This window comes from Pseudarthrobacter sp. TE3704, assembly GCF_056279405.1.
This window is the reverse complement of record NZ_JBWCCJ010000003.1, coordinates 144873-166202: the sequence shown is the minus strand read 5'-3', so window position 1 is coordinate 166202 and position 21330 is coordinate 144873. Positions and strand designations below refer to the sequence as shown.

The following is a 21330-nucleotide window of genomic DNA, read 5'->3' as shown; positions in this document are numbered from 1 at the left end:
CAGCGGGCCTAAGCTGACCCCGCGTTGCATCGTTGCATATAGTCGGGGGATGGAACAGCGGATTTTAGGCAAGACCGGACGGAATGTGTCCGTCGTTGGGCTGGGAACCTGGCAGCTCGGCGCTGACTGGGGCCACGTGGACCCTGCCCAGGCCCAGGCAATCCTGGCGGCCTCCGTGGAAGCGGGTGTCAACTTCTTTGATACCGCCGACGTCTACGGGGACGGCAAGAGCGAGCAGGCCATCGGGAAGTTCCTCGCGGACAACCCGGGGCTGGACATCACCGTGGCCACCAAGATGGGCCGCCGGATGGACCAGCTGCCGGAAAACTACACGCTGGCCAACTTCCGCCAGTGGGTGGACCGCTCGCGGAAGAACCTTGGAACGGACGCCCTGGACCTGGTCCAGCTGCACTGCCCGCCCACCCCCGTGTACAGCAACGCAGAGGTTTACGACGCCCTGGACACCTTGGTGGCCGAAGGCGCCATCCGCAACTACGGCGTCAGCGTGGAACGCACGGACGAAGCCCTCGAAGCGATCAGCCATGAAGGCACCGCCTCGGTCCAGATCATCCTGAACGCCTTCCGGCTCAAGCCGCTCGACGAAGTCCTTCCTGCCGCCAAGGCAACCGGCGTGGGCATCATCGCGCGGGTACCGCTCGCTTCCGGACTGCTGACCGGAAAGTACTCGAAGGAAACCTCCTTCGCCGAGAACGATCACCGGAACTACAACCGCAACGGCGAGTCCTTCGACGTGGGCGAGACGTTCTCCGGGGTGGACTACGAGCTGGGCCTGAAGGCCGTGGCGGAGTTCGAGCAACTGGTCCCCTCCGGCGCAACCACCGCGCAGGCCGCCATCGCGTGGATTGCCGCGCAGGACGGCGTCACCACCGTGATCCCGGGCGCCCGCAACGTGGAGCAGGCTGCGGCGAACGCTGCCGCCGCTGCCGTCACCGTCAATGAGGAGTTCGACGGCGGCGTCCGCTGGATCTACGACCACTACTTCCGCGAGGCCATCCACCCCCGCTGGTAGCGTTCGCCGCCTGCCCCATGCCTCGCTCCGCTCGCCACGGGTACCCCGGGCGGCTCTCTTCCGCACTCAGCGTGGGAGCACGTCGGTGACTGCCTCCGTCCACGACTTCGTGGACCGGCTCGCGGCGGTGGAAACAGGGCCTGCGTGCACCAATTTCTTCGATCGCAGCGTCCCGGTAAATGCTCAGCGTCGGGACAACCTTTCGATCTACCTCGAAGAGATGCTGGGCCGCGCCCCGAAGGTGCTGCTGGTGGGGGAGGCGCCGGGTTTCCGGGGAATGCGGATCACCGGGGTGCCATTCACCAACCGCAGCATCCTTGAAGGGCCCGCCAACGCCTTTGGTTTGTTTGGTCCGGGGAAAGGCTACGTTCTGCCGCCCGACGCGGCTGGTGTTCCTGCCGAACCGACCGCAACGGTGATGTGGCAGGTCCTCACCGAGCTCGAGTTCCTGCCCCTGCTGTGGAGTGCCTTCCCCTGGCACCCGCACCTGCCCGGCCAGCCCCGGTCCAACCGGGCTCCGACGTCGGCGGAAACAGCCCTCGGGGCACCTTTCTGGCAGGCACTGGTGGAATTGTTCAAAATCCAAAGCGTGGTGGCCGTGGGCAATGTGGCGCGTCAAAGCCTGGAGCGGAGCGGACTCGAGGTGCCTAAGGTGAGGCATCCTTCCCATGGCGGACGCTCCGGATTCAAGCGGGGTCTGGAACAGCTTCTGAGCGCCGGGATGCATGCCTGAAGCGAGTGAACCAGTCGTAGTGGGCCACCATGGTGACTGTGGATGCAGAACAGCTTTTTCCCGGCGCCCTTAGGGAGATCTATGATGCTCTTTCCACCCGGGTGCTCGGGCTGGGTGACGAAATCGTAGAAGAGTTCTCGAAAACCCAGGTGAGTTACGGTGCGGCCCGGAAGTTCGTGTGGCTCACCCCGGTCACGAAGACCAAAGCGCTTCTGACCGTGGACATGTGGGATGAGCACCACGGGTCGTTTCTCCGCGACGTTATGCGATTCCGTCACGACAAGTACACCCACCAGATCGAAGTCCGCTCGGCAGCCGACATCGAGGTTGTGGCCGCACTCGGCTGGTTCGAGGAGTCAGCAGCTTGGGGCCGGAAGCAGCGGTGATCGAACAACTGGCATAGGACTCCGACTGCTGGCGATAACGAGCTGCGCAGAGGAAGTCAGCGTGGAATGTCAGACCCTCGCGGGATGATGTTTTTATGGGAAGCGCAGCGGTGGTGAGGGCATTTGCGGATATCGATGGCGCTCTTGCTGTGCTGGCTGCTGAGGTGGCTGGGGCGGGTGTGGAGCCGTTTTCGGTGGCTGATCCGTTGCGTGGTTTGGCGGATGGGTGCCTGGACATCCTTGCCGGTGTTGCGGGGTGTGAGGCGCGGCTGGCGGGGTTGAAGGCCGAGGCTGTGGCGGCCTATGCGGAGAGCGACCGGGCGGTGACGCCTGCCGCTGTATCAGCGCAGGCGCAGGAGATGGCGGTGGTCGCCGAGGTTGCGGGTGTGTTGACCATTGGTGCGAGGGCTGCCGGTGTGCTGCTGGAGCAGTCGCAGGTGCTGGCGAATGTTTTGCCGTTGACCTTGGCGGGGTTGCAGGACGGAAGCTTGTCGTGGGCGCACGCGAAGGCGGTGGTTGAGGAAACGGCCACGCTGGATCGGGCCGGGGCCGCCGCGTTGGAGGCGCATTTCCTGGGCCCGGACGCACCCAGTCCGGCCACCGCGCCGGCGCCGGGGGAGTTGGTGCCGCACCGGTTCCGGCATAAGGCCCGGATCTGGCGGGAACGCCACCACCCCGAATCCCTTGAGAGGCGCCATGCCAGGAGTGTGGCGGAGCGGCGGGTGGAGCATCGTCCGGACGTGGACGGGATGGCCTGGTTCCACGCTTACCTGCCGGCGGACACGGCGTCGGCGATGTGGAACCGGACCAGGGCGCTGGCCCGGGGATTGCAGGGCCCGGACGAGTCCCGGACCCTGACCCAGCTCTGCGCCGACATCTTCGCCGACGCCGTCCTCAGCAACGGACAGGACGGGCATAACGGTCAGGACGGGCAGAGTTCCGGCGGTACGGTTGCGGAGGTCCGCACTCCGCACGCGGAGGTCCTGGTTACGGTGCCCGTGTTCTCGCTCATGGGTTTGACGGATGAACCGGCGATGCTCGACGGCTACGGCCCCATCCCGGCGTCAATGGCCCGGAAGTTGGTGGCGGACGGTGCCGGCTCGTTCTACCGGGTGCTGGTGGATCCGCGGGACGGGGCGCCGCTGGAAATCGGCCGCACCAGCTACCGGGTTACGAAGGCCATCCGCCGCTGGCTGCGGATGCGGGACGGCAAATGCCCCTTTCCCGGCTGCAGCAACAACTCCCTGGACAACGAGGCGGACCACCTTTTGGCGTGGCATCAGGGCGGGACCACCGGGATCAGTAACCTGGGCCAGCCCTGCCCGAAGCACCACCGCCTCAGGCACACCAGCGGTTGGACACCCACCCCGGCGACTAAGAATGAACCACCCGGCTGGATCTCACCCTCAGGCCGACGGTACAAGAGCGAACACCAGGACTGGGAACCACCGCAATGGCCCGGGAATCTGAGCGCGGAGCCGAAACCGGTGCCGACTTCAAATGCGGACCGGTCACACCCCGCACGGTGTGATGCCGTCGGCGGCTACCCGGACTTGGTCCAGCTTGGGCTGTCCCCGGGAGAAGACGCCTTGGAGCAAATCCTGTACTCCCGCGGTTGAACTCCCGCGGCTGAGCACCCCCTCACTTGCCGTGTGGATCCGCGCCCTCATTAAGCGGTCTCCTAGCCGAGAAGTCCCAGCTGGTCCGGAGTGTCGATGTCCTCGCCGGTGGACTGGTCGCTGCAATCGACCTCGTCCACGAGTTCCGGGTGGGCTTGCAGGAACCGTCGCGCACCGGCGTCGCCCGTCACGGTCGCGATGACCGATTGCCGCAGGGAAGCGTCGATGAGCAGCGGATGGCCGCGGAGCAGCATGTTCTGTTGCTCGCTTTCCCGCCCCGCCCGATGCCCAGCCGACGTGTCGCCGTCGGACGTATCACTGCGGCGGTACGCGGCAGCGGTGATCCGGCCGGGACGGTGGCGTGCCAGCAGGCGCCCAACTGTTGCCCGGGTCAGCCCTGGCTGGTCCACGAGGGCTATCAGCAAGTGGTCTGCCGGGTCCGCCGTCTGCTCACCCAGCAGGAAAGAGCTGCCCATTCCCGAACGCCAAGCAGGGTTGATGGCCACCCGGTAACGGTCCAGGTCTGCGATCGTGGCGACGTCGGACGCCCCCGCACCGAGCACCACCACTACCTCGCGGCAGCCGCCGTCGAGCAGGCTCCCGGCGATCACTTCCACCAGCGGCCGCCCGTGGTATGGCAGCAACGCCTTCGGGCCGAGCCCCAAGCGCGTACCGGCCCCGGCCGCCAGGACTACGCCCGTCGCCCTGCGGCCGGCCGTGCTGTCCGCGCCATGATTGCCCATAGTTGCACCCTAAATGAAAATGGCAGCCGGGGCGGTCTCCCCCCGGAAACCGTCCCGACTGCCGGCATGTCGGTCAGGAAATCAGGCGTCGCCGCCAGCCCCGCCGGTGGTCCCCGCGTTGACGTCGAGGAGTTTGTAGCGGTCCATCGCGTATTGCGGTGCGCCCTCCTCCACCTCGCCCCTGGCCGCGAGCATCTGCAAAGCCTTCACCACGATGGAGTGGGTGTCGTTCTTGAAGAAGCGGCGGGCCGCTGCGCGCGTGTCGGAGAAGCCGAAGCCGTCCGCGCCGAGCGAGGCGAACTGGTGCGGGAGGAACTGGCGGATCTGGTCCGGGACGGCCTTCATATAGTCCGAGACCGCCACCACCGGGCCCTGCGCGTCCGCCAACTGCCGGGCCACAAACGGGGTCCGTGCGGGCTCGCCGGGGTTCAGGAACGCTTCTTCCTCGGCGGCGAGGCCGTCGCGGCGCAGTTCGTTCCAGGAGGTGACGGACCAGACGTCGGCGGAGACGGACCAGTCCTCGGCCAGGATCCGCTGGGCTTCCAGCGCCCACGGAACCGAGACGCCGGAGGCCAGGATCTGCGTTTTAGGTCCTTCTGTATTCGACGGCGATACCCGGTAAATGCCCCTCAGGATACCTTCGACATCCAGGTTCCCGGGCTCGGCGGGCTGGGTGATGGGCTCGTTGTAGACCGTGAGGTAGTACATGAGGTTCCGGTCGTCCGAGTCCGGCCCGTACATCCGTTCCAGGCCGTCGCGGATGATGTGGCCCATCTCGTAGCCGTAGGCGGGGTCGTAGGTGACCACTGCCGGGTTGGTGGAGGCCAGCAGCGGGGAGTGGCCGTCGGCGTGCTGGAGGCCTTCGCCGGTGAGGGTGGTCCGTCCTGCGGTGGCGCCGATGATGAAGCCGCGGGTCATTTGGTCCGCGGCTGCCCAGAAGGCGTCGCCGGTGCGCTGGAAGCCGAACATGGAGTAGAACACGTAAACGGGGACCAGGGGTACGCCGTGGGTGGCGTAGGCGGTTCCGGCGGCGGTGAAGGCTGCCACGGCGCCGGCTTCGTTAATGCCGGGGTGGATCAGCTGGCCCTGGGCGGATTCCTTGTAGGCCAGGACCAGGTCCCGGTCCACGGACAGGTAGTTCTGGCCGCCGGGGTTATAGATCTTGGCGGTGGGGAAAAACGCGTCCATGCCGAAGGTGCGGGACTCATCGGGCACGATGGGCACAATCCGGTGCCCGAACTTCTTGTCCCGGAGCAAATCCTTGAGCAGGCGGACGAACGCCATGGTGGTGGCTGCCTGCTGCTTTCCGGAGCCGCGCTTGGCGACCTCAAAAGTCTTGGCTTCAGGCAACTCGACCGCCTGATGGTTTGGCCGGCGTTCCGGAACGGCGCCGCCCAGCACCCTTCTCCGCTCCAGGAGATAGGCGATCTCGGGGGCTTCCGCGCCGGGGTGGTAGTACGGCGGGCTGTAGGGATCCTCTTCCAGTTGGGCATCGGAAATGGGGATCCGCAAATAATCCCGGAATTCCTTCAAATCCTGGAGGGTCAGCTTCTTCATTTGGTGGGTGGCGTTGCGGCCTTCGAAGTGGGGTCCGAGTCCGTAGCCCTTGACGGTTTTGGCGAGGATGACGGTGGGTTTGCCCTTGAATTCGGTGGCTGCCTTGTAGGCGGCGTAGACCTTGCGGTAGTCGTGGCCGCCGCGTTTGAGGTTCCAGATCTGGTCATCGGTGAGGTCCGCGACGAGGTCTTTGGTGCGGGGGTCCTTGCCGAAGAAGTGTTCGCGGACGAACCCGCCGGATTCGGCCTTGTAGGTCTGGTAGTCCCCGTCGGGGGTTTCGTTCATGATTTTCACCAGCGACCCGTCGGTGTCGCGGGTGAGCAGGTCATCCCATTCCCGGCCCCAGACGACCTTGATGACGTTCCAGCCGGCGCCGCGGAAGAACGCTTCGAGTTCCTGCATGATCTTGCCGTTGCCGCGCACCGGCCCGTCCAGGCGCTGGAGGTTGCAGTTGATGACGAAGTTCAGGTTGTCCAGGTTCTCGTTCGCGGCGAGCTGGAGCAGGCCGCGGGATTCGGGCTCGTCCATTTCGCCGTCGCCCAGGAACGCCCAGACCTGCTGGTCGGAGGTGTCTTTCAGGCCGCGGTTGTGCAGGTACCGGTTGGACTGGGCCTGGTAGATCGCGTTCATCGGCCCGATGCCCATGGACACGGTGGGGAATTCCCAGAACGCGGGCATCAGCCTCGGGTGCGGGTAGGAGGAGAGGGCGTGGCCTTCCCGGGATTTTTCCTGCCGGAACCCGTCCAGGTCCTCCTCGGAGAGCCGGCCTTCCATGTACGCCCGGGCGTACATGCCCGGGGACGCGTGGCCCTGGAAGAAGACCTGGTCCCCGCCGCCGGGGTGGTCCTTGCCGCGGAAGAAGTGGTTGAAGCCCACCTCGTACAGGGTTGCAGCTCCCGCGTAGGTGGAGATGTGCCCGCCGACGCCGATGTTGGGCCGCTGCGCCCGGTGCACCATCACCGCGGCGTTCCACCGCATGTACGCCCGGTAGCGGCGTTCGTATTCCTCGTTGCCCGGGAACGGTGCTTCCTGGTCCACCGGGATGGTGTTCACGTAATCGGTGGTGGTCACCATCGGCACCCCGACGCTCTGCGCGCCGGCGCGCTGCAGCAGGCTCCGCATGATGTATTGGGCACGCTCGGTGCCCTGTTCCCTGATCAGCGCGTCCAGGGACTCAACCCACTCGGCAGTCTCTTCCGGATCACGATCAGGCAGCTGGTTAGTCAACCCGCTGAGGATATGGGAGGTATCTTCTCCTGCAGCCACGGGAGCCTCATTTCATCGTCGAATGGCTCATGTTTTCGTATTGTGAGAAAACATTCTTGCTATATGAGATTAGCGAGGCGATGGCGGAAGGGTCAACATCGGCGGCGCGGCCAGCGCCCTCCCCGCCGGCGGGGGTCCCTGCGAACCGATTGTGACTGCGGCCGGCCACAGTCCGCCCTTGACTGCGGGTGACGCAGGTCATACTCTTATTTCACTATTCAATATCTCGATTCCGCATTGTGGAATAACAGAAACGGCCATCAGCGCCGGTCTCACCACCGCGGATCCTCCCAGAATTGAGACCCTTATGCAGACCCCTCCACCGGTGGGTGTTGACGCGGCCCCAGACCTGACAGCGTCGTCAGTTGCCGCCGCACACCCCTCCGTTACAATCGAAGCCCTGTGCGAATCTGCCAGCACAGCATCCGGCCAGAGCATCAGCCCCACCCTTTATAACGTGGATCTCGCCCCCACCAAGCGCGCCGGCCGCAGCTGGTCCGGCTACAGCATCTTCACCCTCTGGGCCAATGACGTGCACAGCCTCGGCAACTACGCCTTCGCCATCGGGCTGTTCGCCCTGGGCCTCGGCGGATGGCAGATCCTCCTGGCACTCGGCATCGGGGCGGCCCTGCTGTTCGGCCTCCTCAACCTCTCCGGCTTCATGGGCGTCAAAACCGGCGTTCCCTTCCCGGTGATGAGCCGCATCAGCTTCGGGATCAGGGGCGCACAAATCGCCAGCCTGCTGCGCGGCGCAGTGGCCGTGGCCTGGTTCGGCATCCAGACCTACCTCGCGTCCGTCGTCTTCCGCGTGATGCTTGTGGCCATGTTCCCCACCCTCGCGGAGATGGACAAGGACTCCATCCTGGGGCTCTCCACCCTGGGCTGGATCGCCTTCATCATCCTCTGGGTTGTCCAGCTGGTGATCGTCAGCTTCGGCATGGAAATGATCCGCAAGTACGAAGCATTTGCCGGCCCGGTCATCCTGGCCACGATGGCCGCCATCGCCATCTGGATCTTCACCGAGGCCGGCGGCGCCATCGCCTGGTCCTCGGACAACGCCCTTGAGGGGCCGGAAATGTGGCTCACCATCTTCGCCGGCGGCGCCCTCTGGGTCTCCATCTACGGAACCTTCGTCCTGAACTTCTGCGACTTCACCCGCTCCGCCGTCTCCAAGAAGGCCGTGGTCCGCGGCAACTTCTGGGGCATCCCCATCAACATGCTGGTCTTCGGGGCCATCGTTGTGGTGATGGCCGGCGGGCAGTTCAAGATCAACGGCACCATCATCGAGAGCCCCTCGGACATCGTCCAGACCATCCCCAACACCCTCTTCCTGGTGCTGGCCTGCCTGGCACTGCTGATCCTGACCATCGCCGTGAACCTCATGGCCAACTTCGTGGCTCCCGTCTACGCCCTGACCAACCTGTTCCCCAAGCGGCTGAACTTCCGCCGCGCGGCCATCGTCAGCGCCGTTATCGGCCTGGTCATCCTGCCGTGGAACCTCTACAACAACCCGCTCGTCATCGTGTACTTCCTCGGCGGCCTCGGCGCCCTGCTCGGCCCACTGTTCGGCGTCGTGATGGCCGACTACTGGCTCATCCGCCGCGGCAAGGTTAACGTCCCGGAGCTGTACACCGCCTCGCCGGAGGGTGCCTACTTCTACAAAAACGGCGTCAACCCCCGGGCGATCATCGCCATGGTCCCGGCGGCAGTCCTTGCCCTCCTCATCGCGTTTGTGCCTGCCCTGGCATCCGCAGCGCCCTTCGCCTGGTTCTTCGCGGCGGGCATTGCCGCAGTGGTGTACTTCTTCATCGCCGACCGCACGCAGAAGCTGGAAGACCACGACGGCGAGTCCATCGCCATCGCCAGCACCCACTGACGGCCCACCCGCGCCCGCCGCGAATGCACCAGCAAACCCCAAAGGACTTCCATGCGCATCCTTGTAGCAAACGTGAACACCACCGCCTCCATGACGGATTCCATCGCAGCCTCAGCCCGCAGTGTTGCGGCCCCCGGCACCGAGATCATCGGGGTGACACCCCGCTTCGGCGCCGACTCCTGTGAAGGGAACTTCGAAAGCTACCTCGCAGCGATAGCCGTCATGGACGCCATCACCTCCTACCCTGAACCGTACGACGCCGTCATCCAGGCCGGTTACGGCGAGCACGGCCGTGAAGGTCTCCAGGAACTCCTGGACGTCCCGGTGGTGGACATCACCGAGGCGGCAGCCAGCACGGCCATGTTCCTGGGCCACAAGTACTCCGTGGTCACCACCCTGGACCGCACCGTCCCCCTGATCGAGGACCGGCTTAAGCTCGCCGGGCTGGATGCCCGGTGCGCCTCGGTGCGGGCCAGCGGGATGGCGGTCCTGGAGCTCGAGGAGGAACCGGAGCGGGCCGTGGAGGCCATCATCAACCAGGCACTGCTGGCGGTCACGCAGGACAAGGCCGAGGTCATCGTGCTCGGCTGCGGAGGGATGGCCGGGCTGGACGAGCAGATCCGGCAGCGGGCCGGTGTGCCCGTGGTGGACGGCGTGGCATCGGCGGTGACCATTGCAGAATCCCTGGTCCGCATGCGCCTCTCCACCTCCAAAGTCCGGACCTACGCTGCGCCGCGGCCCAAGACCGTCATAGGCTGGCCGCTGAACAGCACCGCAGTGCCCGCCTCGCTCTAGCACCACATTCCAGGAGAACAGCTTTGGACAATCCCCAACCCGCCGGACGCGTCGCAGTGGTCACCGGAGCGGGCTCCGGCATCGGGCGGGAAGTGGCACGGCAGATGCTGGCCGGGGGGTACCGCGTTGCGCTGGCCGGACGCCGCGAAACGCAGCTGCAGGAGACCGCGGACGGCCACCCGGAGGCACTCGTGGTGCCGTGCGACGTCACCCGGCCCGACGACGTTGCGCGGCTTTTCGAAACCGCGCGGCAGCAGTGGGGCCGGGTGGACGTACTCTTCAACAACGCGGGCGTGTTCGGGCCGGCAGCCAGCGTGGACGAGATCAGCGTGGACGACTGGAATGCCACTGTGGCGGTCAACCTCACGGGCTCCATGCTGTGCGCCGCGGCCGCCGTCAGGACCATGAAGGAGCAGGAACCCCGGGGTGGGCGGATCATCAACAACGGCTCCATTTCCGCACATTCGCCGCGGCCCCGGACGGTGGCCTACACGGTCACCAAGCACGCGATGACGGGCCTTACCAAAAGCATCGAGCTGGACGGGCGCGGCTTCGGGATCACCTGCGGCCAGATCGATATCGGCAACACGGCCACCGACATCATGGACACCATCGGCGTCGGCTCCGGGGCCCTGCAGGCCGATGGCAGCCGCCGTGTGGAGCCGATGTTCCCGGTGGCGGACGCGGCCCGCGCGGTGCTGATGATGGCGGACATGCCTGCCACGGCCAGTGTGGGCTCGGTGGTGGTGACGGCCGCGGGCATGCCGTTCATCGGCCGCGGCTGAAAGCACCAGCGCAAGCCGGCCGGACGTCCAGTGGCCGGGCGGCCGGCTGGCGGGCAAGGAGCTACAGCGGGAGCAGTTCCGAGAGGTCCGCGCGCAGGCCTGAAGCTGCCACCCTGCCGGCCGCGACGGCGTCCGCCCAGCCCAGCTGGCCGGTCACCATCGCCAGCCAGGTGGCGGCGTCGCACTCAATAACGTTCGGCGGGGTGCCGCGGGTGTGGCGTGGCCCCTCCACGCACTGGGTAACGCCGAAGGGTGGCACCCGGACCTCCACCGAGTTCCCCGGTGCCCGCGCGGTGACTTCCTCCAGGGAATATCGCACGGCAGTGGCAAGGACGGCCCGCGGCAGGGGAGTGTCCGACGGCGGTTCGGCAGCTTTCCGCCATGCGGCCAGCGCCGTTGCGCCTTCCTCCACGTCAATACGACGGCGGGCTACAGCCATGTTTCGGGCTTCTTTCCGGTAAATATTCTCAGTATGGCCCCTCAGAATTACGAGTAGGGGCTCGCTGAAAAGACGGGTAGTGGCAAAGGCAATTAGAGTATCGCGCACGCTGGTGGAAGAAGAATTTGCCAAGCATGCTGCTTACAAGGCTCATCGCAGAGTCGGCAGCAGTGAGAAGCCCGGCCCCCTCAGCAGGGGCAACAGGGCCCCGCTACCGGCTCCGGTGGCGGGAAGGATCACGCCGCCGGCCGTGCGCCGGCAGTTCCCTCACTGAAATCCACCCCAGCGAAGGACTGCCCATGACTGCCCTATTCCTTGATGTCGACGACGTCTTCGGGGCCTTCACCGCCCGAAGCCTCAACGAGTTCTACACCGAATTTTCCCCCTACTTCCCACTCGCCGTGGCAGGCGTCATTGTCTGGGGCCTCTGGCTGTACCGGTTCATCCTCTCCCACCGGGCCCGGCCCATCGTGACCGGATTCCGGACATCCACCTCGGTGGTGGTCCCGTCCTTCCACGAGGACCCGGACATCCTGATGAGCGCCCTGGAGTCCTGGCGGCAGCAGAAGCCGGACGAGATCATCATCGTCCTGGACGTCGAGGACCTGGACGCCTACCACCGGATCAATGCCCTGGGCGATGACACCATCCGCCCCGTCCTGTTCCACCACATGGGCAAGAGGTCCGCGCTGGGCGTCGGGATGCGGATGGCCCGGCACGAGATCCTGGTGCTCACCGACTCGGACACCTGGTGGCAGCCCGGGCTCCTCGCCAACGTCCGGATGCCCTTCGAAGACCCGATGGTGGGAGCCGTCGGCACCCACCAGAACGTGTACCAGCGGGATACCAGCATCTGGCGCCGCATCGCGGACTGGCTGGTCAACGTCAGGTACCTGGACTACGTGCCGGCCATGGGCCGGGCGGGAGCCGTCCCCTGCATCTCGGGCCGGACCGCCGTCTACCGCCGAAGCGCCGTGATGGACGTTATCGAGCACCTGGAAAACGAGTACTTCATGGGCCGCCGCTGCATTTCCGGCGACGACGGCAGGCTCACCTGGCTGGTGCTGGCCTCCGGCTACAAAACGGTCCACCAGTCATCCGCGCGGGCGCTGTCCATGTTTCCCTCCAGCTTCCGGGCCTTCATGAAGCAGCGGGTCCGCTGGAGCCGGAATTCGTACCGCTGCTACCTCACCGCCATTGCCAAGGGCTGGCTGTGGAAGGTTCCGTTCGTCACCAAGGTGACCGTGCTCCAGATCCTCCTGACCCCAGTAACCATGGGGCTCACGCTGGTGTACCTGGTCTTCCACCGCCTTGATCCCACCCCTTTCGGAATCGGGGCCGCGGTCTGCTGGCTGCTGCTGGGCCGGGGCATCCGCGGCGTCTCGCACCTCCGGCGCCACCCCAAGGACTTCCTGATTCTCCCGGTCCTGGCCGTCACCGTGATCCTGGTGGCGCTGCCCATCAAGATGTACGCCTTCGCCACCATGAACAAGCAGGGCTGGCTCACCCGCCACGCCCACCAGACGGGCGGGGACGGCCAGGACGCCCGTACCCTCAGCGCCGGGGACAACCTCACCGCAGGGGACAACCTCAGCACAGGGGAGGTGGCGGCATGAGGGCCGCCCGCCCCATCGCGGCCGCCGTCCTCACCGCCGTGCTGGGGACCGCCGGCTTCCTCTACGCCGGCAGCATCCAGGACGGTTCCGGGGCCGAAGCCCTGGGCCGGAACGAGATCGCAGCCAACGGCAATGTGCAGGGCCGGCTCTACCCCGGGAATCCGGCCAGCGAGGCCAGGCTGGTGGAGCAGGAGGACGAGCGCCTGGTCTACGTGCGCACCATCGCCTCCGCGGCCCGCTGGCGCGTGGAAGGACTGGAAGGCCCCTACCGGATCAGGACCGGCTCCAGCTACACGCTGGTCCTGCCCGCGCGGGCCGAGGCCTACACCGTGGCGGACCTGCTGGCCCTGGCCCCCAACGCCTTCCGGCGTCTGGACAGCCAGCAGGACAACGGGAACTACCTGCTGTCCGAGTCCATCGCGGTCCTGGCCGGCGCCACGCTGTCCCTGGCCTCGCCGGACCCTGCCCGGCCGCTGAACCTGAGGCTGGAAAGCGGTGCCCGGTCATTCGTCTCCCTGGTGGCCCTGGGCGGGTCGCTCACGCTGGGCGGCACGGACGCAGCGCGCGTCAGTGTCACCAGCTGGGACAGCACCAAGGGCGGCCCGGACCGGACCACGGTGGACGGCCGCGCCTACATCAGGGTGGTGGGCGGCCACGCCTCCTTCAGCCACTCGGACATCTCCGAGCTGGGTTTCTGGAGCGGCAACACCGGCGGCCTGTCGCTGACCGGAACCGAGGCAGTGGGCACCTTCAGCGATGAACAGCCGACGCCGGGGGAGACGGAGGCGGCAAGCGGCGGCGCCCGCCTCCTTCCGGAAGCGGAACTGGCAGCCCTGACCCAGGAATCCGCGCAGGACTACAGCCTGGTCACGGCAGGCATCGAGAACGTCCGCCTGCGCAACAACGCCTTCGGGCTCTTCGTCACCAACGCCCGGGACATCGCCGTGCGGGACACCACCATCACGGGAAGCCTGGTGGACGGGCTGGTGCTCCACCGGTTCGTCTCCAACGCCACCATCACGCGGACCGATTCCTCCGGGAATGCAGTGGACGGCTTCAGCGTGGGGCGGTCAACGCAGGGGGTCACGCTGGACGGCATCAAAGCCGTGGCCAACGGGCGCAACGGGGTATCAATGGACGGCCGCCCGCTCGCGGACGGGCCAAACGCCGTCGGGACCGCCGTGAACGCCTATGGCGGAAACACGGTGGCCGGGGGCACTGTCGAAGACAACGAGCGCTACGGCATCGAGGTCATCGGCGGCACGTCGCTGGCCGTCCGGGACAACCGCGTCAAGGCCAACGAGGTGGGGATCGTGGCCGCCGACGGCGCCAAGGGCGTCACCATCACCGGCAACACCCTGCTGGACAACGCCCGCCAGTCCATCGCGGTGCGCGGCGACGGCTCCACGGCCCGGGTCAGCGGCAACTCCATCACCGGCGGTGACACCGGCATCTACGTCAGGGACGCCACGGCCGACGTCAGCGCGAACACCCTGGACAGGATCTCCAACCACGGCATCACCCTGCTGGGCGCAGTCAACGAAACGTCCGTGGCCGGCAACACCGTGGGCGGCAACGGGTCCAGCGCCATCTGGACCGAGGCATCAACCGGTGCCATCCTTGGCGAGAACGACGAGCTCTCCTGGGTCCCCGCCTACACAGTGGAAAGGGTGGTCAAGTCCGTGTTCCAGCCCCTGACGTTCATCTGGTTCGTGCTCGCCGCGCTGCTGCTCATCACCGCCGTCGCGCGGGGAAGGAACGCCCAGGGCGTTATCCGCAGCCCCTACGCGGACCACGTCCCGCTCACCTCCCTGGGCAGGGGAGTGGTGGCGTACGACGACGAGAGGCAGCTGCGGTGACCGGCCGCCGGATCCGCCTGGGCGCCTGGGCCGTGCTCGCCGTCGTGATCGTTGCCTTACTGATGGGAGTTTTTGCCGTGATGGGCTTCCAGGAGGAGACGCCCCAAGGGGGCACCGTGCCATCATCAACGCCCGCAGCAACGGAACCCGGTGCTGCGCCACCTCCTGCCGCGGGGGCGGCACCAGCGGCGTGCCCGGCCGGTACCGCCGTCTCGACGGCGGCCGAACTGACCGCAGCGCTGGAAGCAGCCGGTCCGGGTGCCGTGATTCGGCTCGCGGACGGCGTCTACGTCGGCAACTTCCGGGCAACCGGGGCCGGGACGGCAAGCCAGCCGATCACGCTCTGCGGCGGTCCGGGGGCGGTCCTGGACGGCGGCAGCACCGAGGACGGCTACGTGCTCCATCTGGACCAGGCGTCCTACTGGACCGTGCAGGGCTTCACCGTCCGGAACGGGCAAAAAGGGATCATGGCGGACGAAACCACGTTCTCACTGTTCCAGGGCCTGGCTGTTGAAAACACCGGCGACGAAGCCATCCACCTGCGCAGGTTCAGCTCCGACAACAAGGTCACCGGCAACACCATCCGCGGCGCCGGGCTCCGGAAACCCAAGTTCGGCGAGGGGATCTACATCGGAACGGCGGAGAGCAACTGGTGCGACGTCAGCGCCTGCGAACCTGACAAAAGCGACCGCAACGAAATCCGGGGCAACACCGTCTCGGACACCACCGCGGAAAGCATCGACATCAAGGAAGGAACCTCGGACGGGCTCCTGCTGGAGAACATCTTCGACGGCTCGGGCATCACCGAGGCCGACTCGTGGGTGGACGTCAAGGGCAGGGGCTGGCGGATCGAAGGAAACACCGGCAGGAACTCACCCCAGGACGGGTTCCAGACGCACGAGATCGTAGATGGCTGGGGCACGGAGAACGTCTTCCGCCGGAACACCGCGGAAGTCAACGGACCCGGACTCGGCTACTCACTGAAACCCGCGCGCGACAACGTGGTCGACTGCAGCAACACAGCCTCGCAGGCGGAACAGGGCCTCTCCAACATCCCCTGTACCAGCTAGAGGACAACGCCGGCCATCCGGCGGACTGCTCACTCCTCCACTAGAGACGGAATCGAGAAACCAATGAACAACCTTCCTTCCTTCAACGCGCCCAAAATCACGGTGGTCGGGACCGGTTACCTCGGCGCGACACACGCCATTTGCATGGCGGTCATGGGCTTCGACGTCCTGGGGTTCGACGTTGACGAGCGGAAAATTGCCCGGCTCTCAGCCGGCGAGGTACCGTTCTACGAACCGGGGCTCCCGGAGAAACTCCACGAGGCGCTGGCCTCGGGACGGCTGAGGTTCACCACTGACCTGGACGAGGTGGCGCAGTTTGGCGACGTGCATTTCATCTGCGTCGGAACACCCCAGGCGCCCAACTCGACAGCTGCCAACCTGACCTTCGTGGATGCGGCTTTTGCCGGGCTGGCCGCACGGATCACCCGGAAAGCGCTGCTGGTGGGAAAGTCCACGGTGCCCATCGGCACCGCGGCACGGCTGGCCGGCATGGTGGCGGACATCTCACCGCTCGGGACGGACCTCGAAGTGGCATGGAATCCGGAATTCCTGCGCGAAGGGTATGCCGTGCAGGACACGCTCCACCCGGACCGGCTGGTGTTCGGTGTGGCATCAGCCTGGTCCGAGTCCATGCTGCGGCGGGCGTTTGAGCCGTTGCTGGCGGACGGCACACCGCTGATCGTGGCGGACATGCCGACGGCGGAACTCGTCAAGGTGGCGGCCAACTCCTTCCTGGCCACCAAGATTTCCTTCATCAACGCCATGGCCGAAGTGTGCGAGGCCACCGCCGCGGACGTCAGCACGCTGGCCAAGGCACTGAGCCTGGATGACAGGATTGGCGGCAGGTTCCTCAAGCCGGGCCTGGGATTCGGCGGCGGCTGCCTGCCCAAGGACATCCGGGCCTTCAAGCACCGTGCTGAACAGCTGGGCGTGGGCCAGGCCGTCAGCTTCCTGGGCGAGGTGGACTCCATCAACAACCGCCGGCGCGTCCGCACGGTGGACCTGGTGCGGGAACTGGCGGGCGGAAGCCTTGCCGGGGTCAGGGTGGCGGCACTGGGCGCGGCCTTCAAACCGAACTCGGACGACGTGCGGGACGCTCCGGCCCTGGACGTGGCCCGCATGCTCTACCTGGAAGGGGCGGTGGTGACGGTGTACGACCCCGAAGCGAACGCCAACGCCCACCGGCTGTACCCGGACCTGAACTATGTCGACTCCCTGGCCGCGGCCGTGGAGGGCGCGGACGTGGTGGCGCTCCTGACCGAGTGGGATGAATTCCGCTCAGCAGGCCCGGATTATCTGGGGGGACTGGTGCGGCACCGCCGGATCGTTGACGGCAGGCATGCCCTGGATTCCGGACTGTACGTCTCGTCCGGCTGGGAGTACCGGGCCTTGGGCCGGCCCTACCAGGCTGCGCCCTACGGGACGGCGCCTGCGGGGCAGGCTGCCGTCGCGGACGCGGAGCTGAAGCGGCCGGCCTAGCCAGGCGCAGCCTGCGCGTCAATCAAGGCGCCTCAGTCAAGGAGCGCGGAAACGGCCGGGCCCAGGCGGATCTTGCCCACCGGCCGTCCGCCGCCCGTCACCGGTTCCACCACTTTTTCCAGGACGCTGGCAACACCGGGGATTTCCACCGCGCCGGCAGCGGCAAGGAGCGTCAGGGCCACCAGTGAGGTGGCCCTGACGTTGCCGTCCAGGATCTTGATGGCCACAGAGACACCCTGCGGGGTGGCCATGGCCAGGACGCCTTCCGCCCCGATTTTGGCAATGATCTCCAGCTCATCCATCACCAGCGTGTTGGCCTCGCCGCGGCCCTGCACAGCCCACGGATAATCCAGCATCGATGTGGCGATCGTGGCGGCGCGGGCACTGAAACTCTGGTCGCCCGGAGCCTTTGCGAGGTGGGAGAAACCCCTGGCCAGGCCCTTCAGCGAAACCGCCGCCACCGGTGCCCCGCACCCGTCGATGCCCAGGTGCGCGATCTTCTCGCCCGTGTACTCCTCGATGACCGTGCGGACCCGCTGCTGCAGGGGATGGTTGGGCTCCAGGTAGCTGTGGGTGTCCCAGCCGTTCTCGGTGCAGGCCCAGAGGAAGGCCGCATGCTTGCCTGAACAGTTGAACGCCAGCCGGGACTTGCCTTTTTCCGAGCGCACCAGCCAGTTCCGGGCCGTCTCGTCCTGCGGCCACGCCTCGGGGCACTGCAGCTGGTCCTCGCGGACGCCGGCTGCCTTGAGCATCCCGGCCACTACGTCCATATGGTCCAGCGAGCCGGTGTGGCTGCCGCACGCGATGGCCACCTGGGCTCCGCGCAGCGGGACACCGGACTGCATGGCGGCGAGGGCCTGGAACGGCTTCAGGGCTGACCTGCCGTAAATGGGCGTATTGATGTCGCCCAGTTCGGTCACCACGGAACCGTCGGCGGACAGGAGGACGGCTGAACCGATGTGCCGTGACTCAACAAAACCGCTGCGCTCGATCACGGCCAGTTCGACGGCGGAGTCCACGGTGAAGGTGGCATGCGGGTTGTGCGGCATGCTGCCCAGTCTAGGGGCCGCCCCTCGGAATCCGGCGCTACTCCACCGTGACCATCACGGACTGCCAGCCGGAAGCGCCGTCGGGAACAGGATCAGCGCGCTGGTCCGTCTGCACCTCGCCGGTTCCGTCGGTTGCCCGGACCTTGATGTAGTGGGCGCCGGGGGTGGCATTCCACTGGTAGGACCACTGGCGCCAGGTGACCAGGGACGCCTCGGTGGAAAGCTCGGCCTCTACCCAGTCTGCGTTGTCAATCTGGATTTCCACCTTGGTGATGCCGCGGGTCTGGGCCCAGGCGGTGCCTCCGACGGCAACTTGTCCGGCCGGTACCTTGGCGAAGGACTTGGGAACATCCACCCGTGCCATCGTTTTGATGGGGCCGCGTTCGGCCCAGCCCCGCTCGGTCCAGTAGGCCTTGCTGTCGGCAAACCGGGTGACTTCCAGGTCAACCACCCATTTGGTGGCGGAGACAAAGCCGTACAGCCCCGGAACCACCATCCGGACGGGGTAGCCGTGCTCCAGCGGCAGCGGCTCGTCATTCATGCCGATGGCCAGCATGGCGTCCCGGTCATCCTGGAGCACTTCCAAGGGCGTGGAGGCGCTGAAGCCGTCAATGGACGTGGAAAGCACCATGTCCGCACCGTCCTTGGGCCGGGCCCGTTTGAGGACTTCGCGGAGGGGCAGGCCCAGCCATTTGGCATTGCCGGCCAGGTTGCCGCCCACCGGATTGGAGACACAGGTCAGGGTTACGTGCGATTCGATCAGGTCGGCGTCGAGCAGGTCCTGGAAAGTGAGCCGCACTTCCTCCTCCACCAGTCCGTGGACCCGCAGTTCCCAGTCGTCAACGTTGATTTCCGGAACGCTCAATGCAGTATCGATGCGGTAGAAGTCGCCGTTGGGCGTTACCCACGACGGAACGCCCGGCACTGCGGCCTGGACGCCGGCGGGTACGGCAGGTGCGGCGCTGACCGGAGACGGCAGCTTGAGGGCCTCCCGCGCCTGGGCAATATTGCTCCTCGCGGCACCGAGGAGCCGTCCCCCCGTTGCCGCGATCCCGGCGGCCGCCGCGGTGATGCCGGCCGTGGCAAAAAAACGGCGCCGGCTGGTTCCCGGACGCATCTCATCGGCTGCTCTGTCCGCAGGCGCCTCCGGCCACGCCTTCATGGTCCGCAAAGGCCCCGTCAAACGCCGCAGGGCTACGAGGCCGGCGAGCGTTCCGAGCGCGCTGGGGAGCGCATCCACCGGGTCCACGCCGGCGCGGGTCACCACGCTCGCCACGATGACCGTGCCCATAAGGAGGACGCCCAGGACGCCCAGGGCCCACCTGCGGTAGGCCACGACGCCCAGGACACACGCGAGCGCGGCGATGGTGAGTCCCATGCCCGCAAACAGTGCGGCCTTGTCATTCGTGCCGAACGTGGCGATGGCGAAATCCTTCAGCCAGGACGGGGTGAAATCGATGAAGGTCGAGCCCAGGGCGAACAGCGGGGTGGCCCGCGCGGTGAAGAACGCCCCGATCAGCTCCGCAACGGCGAGGACGACGGCGGCCGCCACCACGCCGGCCAGCGCGGCCGAAGCGGTGGGACCCTGGAGCCAGTTTCGGAGCTTTTTCATGGTTGTTGTTCGGAGCGGGAAGGGCTGCGGATTGTCACTGCAGGTTGGAAGGGACACAGCTTAGGAGCGGGCAGGGTGCACAAAGTACCCTTGGAGACTGTGAAGGTACTCGTCATTGGCCCCGGAGGCCGCGAACACGCCATTGTCCGCTCCCTGCTCGCCGACCCCAACGTGTCCGAAGTCCATGCGGCGCCCGGCAACGCCGGCATCAGCAAGCTGGTCCCCACGCACAACATCAACGGCAACGATCCCGACGCCGTGGCTGCGCTCGCCACCAAGCTCACCGTTGACCTGGTGGTGGTGGGCCCCGAAGCTCCGCTCGCCGCAGGCGTGTCCGACGCCGTCCGTGATGCCGGAATCCCCGTGTTCGGGCCCAGCAAGGCCGCCGCCCAGCTGGAAGCCTCCAAAGCGTTTGCCAAGGAGATTATGGCAGAGGCCGGAGTTCCCACGGCGATGGCCATGGTGGCCACCAACGCCGACGAAGCAGCCTCCGCCCTGGACACCTTCGGCGCCCCCTATGTGGTGAAGGACGACGGCCTCGCTGCCGGCAAGGGCGTGGTGGTCACCAGGAACCGCGAGGAAGCGCTCGCCCACGCGCAGTCCTGCTTTGACGCCGGCGGCTCCGTGGTCATCGAGGAGTTCCTGGACGGGCCGGAAGTCTCCCTCTTTGTGCTCTGCGACGGGCACAACACGGTTGCCCTGTCACCGGCGCAGGACTTCAAGCGCATCTTCGACAACGACGAAGGCCCCAACACCGGCGGCATGGGCGCCTACACGCCCCTTGAATGGGCCCCCGAAGGCCTGGTCCAGGAGGTCATCGACCGCGTCGCCCAGCCCACGGTCAACGAGATGGCCCGCCGCGGCACTCCCTTCGTGGGCGTCCTGTTCGTAGGACTTGCCCTGACCTCCCGCGGCACCCGCGTCATCGAATTCAACGTCCGCTTCGGCGACCCCGAAACACAGGCCGTCCTCGCCCGGCTCAAAACGCCACTCGGTTCCCTGTTGCTCTCAGCCGCAAAAGGCGAACTGGACAAGGCAGAGGAGCTGCGCTGGGCGAAGGAAACAGCCGTCGCCGTCGTCGTCGCGTCCGAAAACTACCCGGACACTCCCCGCACGGGCGACCGGATCCGCGGGCTGAAGAAGGTGGAAGCGCTCGAAGGCGTGCATGTAATCCATGCCGGAACGGCCTTTGACGAGGAAGGCAAAGTTGTCTCCGCCGGAGGCCGTGTGCTTGCCGTCGTTGCGCTCGGCAGCGACCTGGTGGAAGCGCGCGAAAGGGCGTACGACGGCGTGGAGCTGGTGCAGCTGGAGGGCTCGCAGTTCCGCAGCGACATCGGCGGCAAGGCGGCGCGCGGGGAGATCAAGGTTCCTTCCGCGGTCACCGCTTCCCTGCCCGTAACGAAAGCGAAGGCCTAG

General features: G+C 66.7%; 17 protein-coding genes. 12 read left to right on the top strand and 5 right to left on the bottom strand.

Features of this window, described 5'->3' with window-relative positions; genetic code table 11:
• The first annotated feature begins 49 nt into the window (after positions 1-49).
• The 4 genes from ACZ9BC_RS08470 (at position 50) to ACZ9BC_RS08455 (ending at position 3768) form a co-directional block, all read left to right on the top strand.
• Complete coding sequence (locus ACZ9BC_RS08470; protein ID WP_476245540.1) at positions 50-1030, top strand: aldo/keto reductase; 981 nt, start codon at positions 50-52, stop codon at positions 1028-1030.
• Between the two features lie 85 nt (positions 1031-1115).
• Positions 1116-1763, top strand: coding sequence for a uracil-DNA glycosylase (locus ACZ9BC_RS08465; protein WP_476245539.1), 648 nt, complete (start codon positions 1116-1118; stop codon positions 1761-1763).
• Between the two features lie 29 nt (positions 1764-1792).
• On the top strand, positions 1793-2149 hold the full coding sequence (locus tag ACZ9BC_RS08460) for a DUF5655 domain-containing protein (protein ID WP_476245538.1): 357 nt from the start codon (positions 1793-1795) through the stop codon (positions 2147-2149).
• A gap of 95 nt (positions 2150-2244) precedes the next feature.
• A complete protein-coding gene (locus ACZ9BC_RS08455) occupies positions 2245-3768 on the top strand; it encodes an HNH endonuclease signature motif containing protein (RefSeq protein WP_476245537.1) in 1524 nt (507 codons plus the stop codon).
• A gap of 62 nt (positions 3769-3830) precedes the next feature.
• Here the strand turns inward: ACZ9BC_RS08455 and nboR are convergent, their stop codons facing one another.
• Both nboR and aceE read right to left on the bottom strand, forming a co-directional pair.
• Positions 3831-4511, bottom strand: a complete 681-nt coding sequence (nboR, locus tag ACZ9BC_RS08450) for a nicotine blue oxidoreductase (RefSeq protein ID WP_476245536.1) — start codon at positions 4509-4511, stop codon at positions 3831-3833.
• 81 nt (positions 4512-4592) lie between these two features.
• Entirely contained in the window at positions 4593-7334 is a 2742-nt protein-coding gene (aceE, locus tag ACZ9BC_RS08445; RefSeq protein WP_476245535.1) for a pyruvate dehydrogenase (acetyl-transferring), homodimeric type, read from the bottom strand.
• Between the two features lie 307 nt (positions 7335-7641).
• Here aceE and ACZ9BC_RS08440 point away from each other — a divergent pair, with 307 nt between their 5' ends.
• Genes ACZ9BC_RS08440 through ACZ9BC_RS08430 form a run of 3 tightly spaced genes read left to right on the top strand, consistent with a single transcriptional unit; the run spans position 7642 to position 10790 of the window.
• Positions 7642-9210 (top strand): NCS1 family nucleobase:cation symporter-1, encoded by a 1569-nt coding sequence (locus ACZ9BC_RS08440; protein ID WP_476245534.1) that lies wholly within the window; start codon positions 7642-7644, stop codon positions 9208-9210.
• Between the two features lie 51 nt (positions 9211-9261).
• On the top strand, positions 9262-10005 hold the full coding sequence (locus tag ACZ9BC_RS08435; protein ID WP_476245533.1) for an aspartate/glutamate racemase family protein: 744 nt from the start codon (positions 9262-9264) through the stop codon (positions 10003-10005).
• A gap of 23 nt (positions 10006-10028) precedes the next feature.
• Entirely contained in the window at positions 10029-10790 is a 762-nt protein-coding gene (locus ACZ9BC_RS08430; protein ID WP_476245532.1) for an SDR family oxidoreductase, read from the top strand.
• A 61-nt stretch (positions 10791-10851) separates the two neighbouring features.
• On the opposite strand, the gene ACZ9BC_RS08425 is transcribed toward ACZ9BC_RS08430, so the two are convergent.
• Entirely contained in the window at positions 10852-11229 is a 378-nt protein-coding gene (locus ACZ9BC_RS08425) for a sterol carrier family protein (RefSeq protein ID WP_476245531.1), read from the bottom strand.
• 299 nt (positions 11230-11528) lie between these two features.
• Here ACZ9BC_RS08425 and ACZ9BC_RS08420 point away from each other — a divergent pair, with 299 nt between their 5' ends.
• From ACZ9BC_RS08420 to ACZ9BC_RS08405, 4 genes are all read left to right on the top strand, one after another.
• The gene (locus tag ACZ9BC_RS08420; protein ID WP_476245530.1) at positions 11529-12845 is read left to right on the top strand and encodes a glycosyltransferase; all 1317 of its coding nucleotides are present in this window, start codon (positions 11529-11531) and stop codon (positions 12843-12845) included.
• The gene (locus ACZ9BC_RS08415; RefSeq protein ID WP_476245529.1) at positions 12842-14704 is read left to right on the top strand and encodes a right-handed parallel beta-helix repeat-containing protein; all 1863 of its coding nucleotides are present in this window, start codon (positions 12842-12844) and stop codon (positions 14702-14704) included. The genes ACZ9BC_RS08420 and ACZ9BC_RS08415 overlap by 4 nt, the downstream gene beginning before the upstream one ends.
• Positions 14701-15774 (top strand): right-handed parallel beta-helix repeat-containing protein, encoded by a 1074-nt coding sequence (locus tag ACZ9BC_RS08410; protein ID WP_476245528.1) that lies wholly within the window; start codon positions 14701-14703, stop codon positions 15772-15774. The genes ACZ9BC_RS08415 and ACZ9BC_RS08410 overlap by 4 nt, the downstream gene beginning before the upstream one ends.
• A 63-nt stretch (positions 15775-15837) precedes the next feature.
• On the top strand, positions 15838-17253 hold the full coding sequence (locus ACZ9BC_RS08405) for a UDP-glucose dehydrogenase family protein (RefSeq protein WP_476245527.1): 1416 nt from the start codon (positions 15838-15840) through the stop codon (positions 17251-17253).
• A gap of 32 nt (positions 17254-17285) precedes the next feature.
• Here ACZ9BC_RS08405 and ACZ9BC_RS08400 read toward each other — a convergent pair whose 3' ends face one another.
• A complete protein-coding gene (locus ACZ9BC_RS08400; RefSeq protein WP_476245526.1) occupies positions 17286-18302 on the bottom strand; it encodes an asparaginase in 1017 nt (338 codons plus the stop codon).
• A gap of 37 nt (positions 18303-18339) precedes the next feature.
• Positions 18340-19914 (bottom strand): molybdopterin-dependent oxidoreductase, encoded by a 1575-nt coding sequence (locus ACZ9BC_RS08395; protein WP_476245525.1) that lies wholly within the window; start codon positions 19912-19914, stop codon positions 18340-18342.
• Between the two features lie 99 nt (positions 19915-20013).
• Between ACZ9BC_RS08395 and purD the strand changes: the two genes are divergently transcribed.
• Positions 20014-21330, top strand: a complete 1317-nt coding sequence (gene purD / locus ACZ9BC_RS08390; RefSeq protein WP_476245972.1) for a phosphoribosylamine--glycine ligase — start codon at positions 20014-20016, stop codon at positions 21328-21330.